The 5696-nt window shown below is 52.0% G+C and carries 6 protein-coding genes; 5 read left to right on the top strand and 1 reads right to left on the bottom strand.

Going from position 1 to position 5696, the window contains the following annotated elements; all coding sequences use genetic code 11:
• Nucleotides 1-213 (bottom strand): helix-turn-helix domain-containing protein (locus BZG14_RS14515; protein ID WP_077609066.1); only part of this gene is annotated, 213 nt, incomplete at its 3' end.
• A gap of 194 nt (nucleotides 214-407) precedes the next feature.
• Here BZG14_RS14515 and BZG14_RS14510 point away from each other — a divergent pair.
• The 5 genes from BZG14_RS14510 to glpB all read left to right on the top strand — a co-directional run.
• Complete coding sequence (locus BZG14_RS14510) at nucleotides 408-1328, top strand: ATP-binding protein (RefSeq protein ID WP_077609065.1); 921 nt, start codon at nucleotides 408-410, stop codon at nucleotides 1326-1328.
• Between the two features lie 101 nt (nucleotides 1329-1429).
• On the top strand, nucleotides 1430-2194 hold the full coding sequence (locus BZG14_RS14505; protein ID WP_077486925.1) for a glucosaminidase domain-containing protein: 765 nt from the start codon (nucleotides 1430-1432) through the stop codon (nucleotides 2192-2194).
• 14 nt (nucleotides 2195-2208) lie between these two features.
• Entirely contained in the window at nucleotides 2209-2892 is a 684-nt protein-coding gene (locus tag BZG14_RS14500; RefSeq protein WP_077609064.1) for a YoaK family protein, read from the top strand.
• 300 nt (nucleotides 2893-3192) lie between these two features.
• Nucleotides 3193-4884 (top strand): anaerobic glycerol-3-phosphate dehydrogenase subunit A, encoded by a 1692-nt coding sequence (glpA, locus tag BZG14_RS14495; RefSeq protein ID WP_077461242.1) that lies wholly within the window; start codon nucleotides 3193-3195, stop codon nucleotides 4882-4884.
• A partial coding sequence (gene glpB, locus BZG14_RS14490) for a glycerol-3-phosphate dehydrogenase subunit GlpB (protein WP_077609063.1) occupies nucleotides 4881-5696 on the top strand: 816 nt, incomplete at its 3' end. The genes glpA and glpB, both read left to right, overlap by 4 nt.

Below are 5696 nucleotides of genomic sequence, written 5' to 3'. Positions count from 1 at the left end.
GACGGTGGCGAACTTGGCTTCAGCTGACCACTGCTCGGTGTTTTTTTGATGACCTGGCACGGGTTTACCTTCGGAACGGAGTTTACTGCGCCAATTGTACAACGTTGCCTCGCTGATGTGTTCTTCGGCTGCAATTTCCGAGATAGTTTTATTATTCGGCGGCAACAGTTTCTTGAGGATGGCGGCTTTTCTTTGTTCGGAATATCTCGGCATAGTGTCCTCCGTTACCCCTCCATTGCTGGATTTTTGGGCGATTCAATATCTGGACAACTATCCTGACACCGGGGGACACTGTCCCGGCAACTGTTGCAACCTATTTTAACCAGCAAAGCCGTGAAGCTGGTGTCTTTTACGATGATGAAGACACGCTATGGCTCAAGCTATCGGATCATCAAACGTTTTACAGTATGCAAAATGCGCCAGACTCTGAGCTACATCAATCCGTTGCGTTTAATGAAGGCTTGCTAGTTGTGTTTTTATTCGGCGGGTTTGCCATCTATAGCTTCTTTATGGTGTGGTTTTTAAGTCGTCGTGTCCGTGCGCTCGAGAAAACAGCACATCAGTTTGCAGACGGTAATCTTACCGCACGTGCGTCCACGCGGAGCCACCAGCGTGTTGGATCACTGAATCGCACCTTTAATCATATGGCCGATCGCATTGGTCATTTAGTTACGAGTAGCCGAGCATTAACCAATGCGGTGGCGCATGAATTGCGATCGCCGTTATTTCGAATTCAATGGCAAGCTGAATTGTTGGGAGAAAGCCAGTTAGATAGCAAGCAGCAAAAAAAAGTGGCGAGTATTATTGAAGACACTGATGAAATGACGTCACTGGTCGATGAGCTTCTGTATCTGGCCCGTGTTGATCATCCTAACACGCTATTTTCGCTGCAAACGCTCGATACGTCTGTGTGGATGAATGCACAATGGCCGCGTTGGCAAGCGCTGAGCACTAAGTCCGTAAGTTTGGATGCACCACAAGATTTGCCCAGTGTTGAGGCCGACCCTCACCTGCTCAAGCGAGTGATTACCAACTTAATCGGTAATGCGGAGAAGTATGCGACCAGTCAAATAGCCGTGCGTGTCTATTGTGAGGACACTCAGCTGGTGATCGCGGTACACGATGATGGTGAGGGGGTCGAATCGTCACACTGGCCGTTTATTTTTGATGCCTTTTACAGTGCGGATCGTTCCCGCGATAAAAAGCGTTCCGGCTATGGTTTAGGGCTTGCGATCGTTAAACAAATTGTCACTCGTCACGGCGGCCATGTTGAGGTTGACCATAGTGATTTAGGTGGGGCGTGCTTTCGGGTGATTTTTCCCTGTTAACATAGATGTGGCACTGCCAGTATAAAGTTGAGCGGGCGATATTCGTCGCCAACGGGTATTTCGCGTATAATACCGCTCACATCGACAACATCAGGGGCATCATGAAACATCGTAACTTTGTCTTGATTGGCATGGCTATTGTTGCTGTGGCTATCACCATTTTGATCTCGCGTCAGCAGCCCAAAGCTCCCCTTGTTCCTGATTTTCAATCCTTTGCGGCGGGGGCAGAGCGTAAGCAGGCGTTTTTTGATTACTTCACCCCTGTCGTGAATACCATTAACAGCGAAATCTTGGCGGATCGCACCGCGTTAACGGCATGGCACACGCGTCAAAGTGAGTTAAGCCGCCGAGAAACAAAACGCGTTCAAGCGCTCGCCGATCAGTATGAGCTAGCCGAGTTTGATGTCGGCCAAGAAGCAGACTGGATGGCACTGATCCAACGGGTAGATATCATTCCGCCGTCGTTGGTATTAGCGCAGGCGGCCAATGAGAGTGCATGGGGCACCTCGCGGTTTGCGCGTGAAGGGAATAATTACTTCGGACAGTGGTGTTTCAGCAAAGGATGTGGACTGGTACCCAAGCAACGTGCGGAAGGGAAAGTGCACGAAGTGGCAGCCTTTGATAACCCACAAGCCTCAGTAAAAAGCTACATCAATAACTTAAATACCCATGCCGCGTATCAAGGGCTACGCGAGATCCGCGCCCGTCTGCGAGAGCAAAACAAAACGCTTTCAGGCGCGGTGCTCGCCAATGGATTAGGGCGCTACTCTGAGCGTGGGCAGGCCTATGTGGAAGAGTTGCAAGCGATGATCCGTCATAACCAACTTGATAGGCTCGACCCGCCAGCATCGTCATCGACTAACTAACGCAAGGAAAGCCAATGATTACCCGTTTGCCTCGGTGGGTTGAATCCGGGGCGTTCGTGTTGGCACTGATCGCCGGCACCATCAATGCGATCGGCTTGTTGGGCTTTGAACACCAAGCCGTCTCACACGTATCAGGCACTGCGACGCAATTTGGCTCGGGGCTGTTTGCGGGCCAGTGGATGCACGTTGTTCAGCTGGGTGGCTTATTGTTGGCCTTTTTCCTTGGTGCTGCGGTGTCCGGCTGCTTATTGCATGGCAGCACGCTAAAGCTGGGCCGCCATTATGACTCGGCACTCTTTGTTGAAGCCGGGTTAATTGTGGTGGCGTTTTATTTTTTGTCCCGCGGCCTTGCCATTGGTCAACTGGCGGCATCGGCGGCTTGTGGCCTGCAAAATGCGATGGCGACCACCTATAGTGGTGCGATTGTACGCTCAACCCATTTAACCGGTATTGTCACCGATTTAGGCTTAATGTTGGGCGGCAAGCTGCGCGGTAACCGCGTTGATAAGCGTAAACTGATGCTGTTTTTACTGATTGCGTCGGGGTTTATTGTTGGCGGCGTGGTAGGGGCGGCGTTATTTGCGCATTTCCACTTTACGGCCTTGTTGTTTCCGGCGGGATTATGCTTCGTGGTGGCGCTGTGTTATCGCGCCACCATGACTCGACAACATTTGAGATCGGGCAATAATAGCCAATAAATACACAATGTATTAACAATGCGCGTTTTCGAGCATGGCGTCTTTGTCTTCTTTGTCTTCTTTTTCACGACTATGCTATCCCTAGGTGTTTTCCTCAAATGGCGGATAAACGCGGCCTGATTTCTTGTGGTACCCATTTGCCGTGTCACCATTCGCGCGCTATCCGCCACGCAAAAGTTTGTCCTAAATCAAACAAGCCGCAGTTTCCTTTTCGCTTTCGCGCATAGTGTGATGTTGTCGCCGTCATTGTTGCACGGGAAATGCCACACTCTGGTTACGATAAAGTAACAAGGAGGCCCCATGCCAACTCGCCATTATATTGAAACGGATGTGGTCATCATTGGTGGCGGTGCGACCGGCACTGGYATCATGCGCGATTGTGCGCTTCGCGGCATCTCGTGCATTTTGCTCGAACGTGACGATATTGCGGCAGGCACTTCGGGTCGCAACCATGGGTTGTTGCACTCTGGGGCTCGTTACGCGGTCACGGATACCGAATCGGCACGCGAATGCATCCAAGAAAACACCATTCTTAAATCCGTGGCGCGTCATTGCGTGGAAGATACCAAGGGGCTGTTTATTACCTTGCCGGAAGACGATCTGGCCTACCAAGATACCTTTATCGCCAGTTGTGATAAAGCCGGTATTCCGACACGAAAACTCACACCGCATGAGGCGCTCGCTCTAGAGCCCAATGCTAACCCGGCGATGATAGGCGCCGTGCAAGTGCCCGATGGCACGGTTGACCCCTTTCGTTTGTGTGCGGCAAATGTGTTAGACGGTAAAGAGCATGGCGGCAAGGTATTTAATCATACCCAAGTCACTGGATTAATTCGCCAAGGCGCGACGGTACAAGGGGTTCATTGTATCCACACTCTTACGGGTGAGCGCTTTTCGATTATGGCCCAGCAAGTGATCAATGCGGCAGGGATTTGGGGCCAGACTATCTGTGAGTATGCCGATCTCAACATCAAAATGTTTCCTGCCAAGGGCTCATTGCTGATCCTCGATTACCGCATTAATAATCGAGTGATCAACCGCTGTCGCAAACCGGCCGACGCCGACATCTTGGTGCCCGGTGACACCATTTCCTTAATCGGTACCACCTCTGAGCATATTGAGTACGACCAAATTGATAAGTTGGCGGTGACGCCACAAGAAGTGGATGTGCTGATGCGCGAGGGCGCCAAGCTGGCTCCCATCATGGCCAATACTCGGGTGTTACGGGCTTATGCAGGCGTACGTCCATTGGTCTCGGTGGACGATGATGGCAGTGGTCGTAATATTAGCCGCGGCATCGTGTTGCTTGACCACCAAGCGCGCGATGGCCTTGACGGTTTGATCACCATTACCGGTGGCAAACTCATGACCTATCGACTGATGGCCGAGCAAGCCACAGATTTGGTGGCTGAAAAACTGGGTAACCGCAATGTCTGCCAAACCGCGACACGGCCGCTACCGGGCTCTGAGCCCTCCAAAGGGATCAGCAAAGCCAGTGCAAGCTTGGTCAAACCCGTCTATCAATCCGCCTATTATCGCCATGGCGAACGCGTCAGCCATTTCTTGGATGAAAGTGACGACAGCCAAGCGGTGATTTGCGAATGCGAAATGGTGACCAAAGGCGAGGTGAATTACGCCATTCAATCGTTGGATGCAAAAAACATCACTGATTTACGCCGTCGCACCCGTCTTGGAATGGGGCCGTGTCAGGGCGAGTTGTGCAGTTATCGCGCCGCCAGCTTATTCAGTGAGTGCGGAGGATTAGATGGGCAAGCGAGTGCTGGGCTGCTGGTGGACTTTCTTGAAGAGCGCTGGAAGGGCGTCAAGCCTATCTTCTGGGGGGACGCTTTACGCGAAGCCGAATTTAGTTACTGGATTTATCAAGGATTATTTGGCGCCGGTGATGTGCCTAAGTCGTCGAGCGAGGAATCAAAAACGGAAATGAATGAGCAAGTGTCCACTCAAGCTGTCGATCAGGAGGTCTCACAATGATTCACTATGATATTGCGGTGATTGGCGGTGGCATTGCTGGGTATACGGCAGCGATACGTGCATTGGAAGCCGGCAAAAAAACGGTAATGATCAGTGCGGGACAAAGTGCACTGCATTTTTCCTCGGGTTCAATTGATGTACTGGGCCATTTTCCTAATGGTGAGCCGGTTATCCAACCGTTTGAGGCGATTCCCAAATTGGTGCGCCAGCATCCTGAGCACCCTTATGCCAAGGTGAGCCTTGATGAGATCACCGATTCGTTAACCTGGTTCCAACAGCAACTCAGTGCGCAAAAAGTGTGTTTGTATCATCAAGAAGACAACGCCAATCATGGCCGGATCACGCCGCTGGGCACCGTGCGTCCGACGTGGTTATCGCAAGGGCACGTGTATCAACATCGCGGCCCGCGCCGTTTTTCGGGTCTCTGTTTTGCCGCCATTGACGGCTATCGCGATGCGCAACCGACGTTAGCCAAAGACACTATTACCGCGCAGCGCGATTTTGCCTCCTGCCCGAGTCGCACCATCACGCTTTCGATTCCTGGTGCGGAGCGTTTGCGCCGTAACCGCAATGAATTGCGCTCGGTTGATCTGTCACGCTTACTGGCCGATCCTAACGCCTTTGACAGCCTGTGCGAGCAGTTAATCGCGCAATCTGGACCGGATGAGCTCGTGATATTGCCCGCCATCATTGCCAACGTTGCGGGCGAGCAGGGTATGGATGCACTTAAACAGCGCACCGATCGTTGCTTCCATGAAGTGCCCACCATGCCGCCTTCGTTACTCGGGATTCGAATAGAAGAGGCGCTGCAG

It is taken from the genome of Salinivibrio sp. IB282 (genome assembly GCF_001995685.1).
GTDB classification, from domain to species: Bacteria; Pseudomonadota; Gammaproteobacteria; order Enterobacterales; family Vibrionaceae; genus Salinivibrio; species Salinivibrio kushneri.
The sequence above is the reverse complement of the archived record's forward strand: the minus strand, read 5'-3'. Positions and strand labels throughout refer to the sequence as shown.

What these genes read in the sequence shown, in the direction of transcription:
- BZG14_RS14510 (WP_077609065.1), top strand. Translation starts at nt 408, where the DNA reads ATGCAAAATGCGCCAGACTCTGAGCTACATCAATCCGTTGCGTTTAAT.
- BZG14_RS14505 (WP_077486925.1), top strand. Translation starts at nt 1,430, where the DNA reads ATGAAACATCGTAACTTTGTCTTGATTGGCATGGCTATTGTTGCTGTG.
- BZG14_RS14500 (WP_077609064.1), top strand. Translation starts at nt 2,209, where the DNA reads ATGATTACCCGTTTGCCTCGGTGGGTTGAATCCGGGGCGTTCGTGTTG.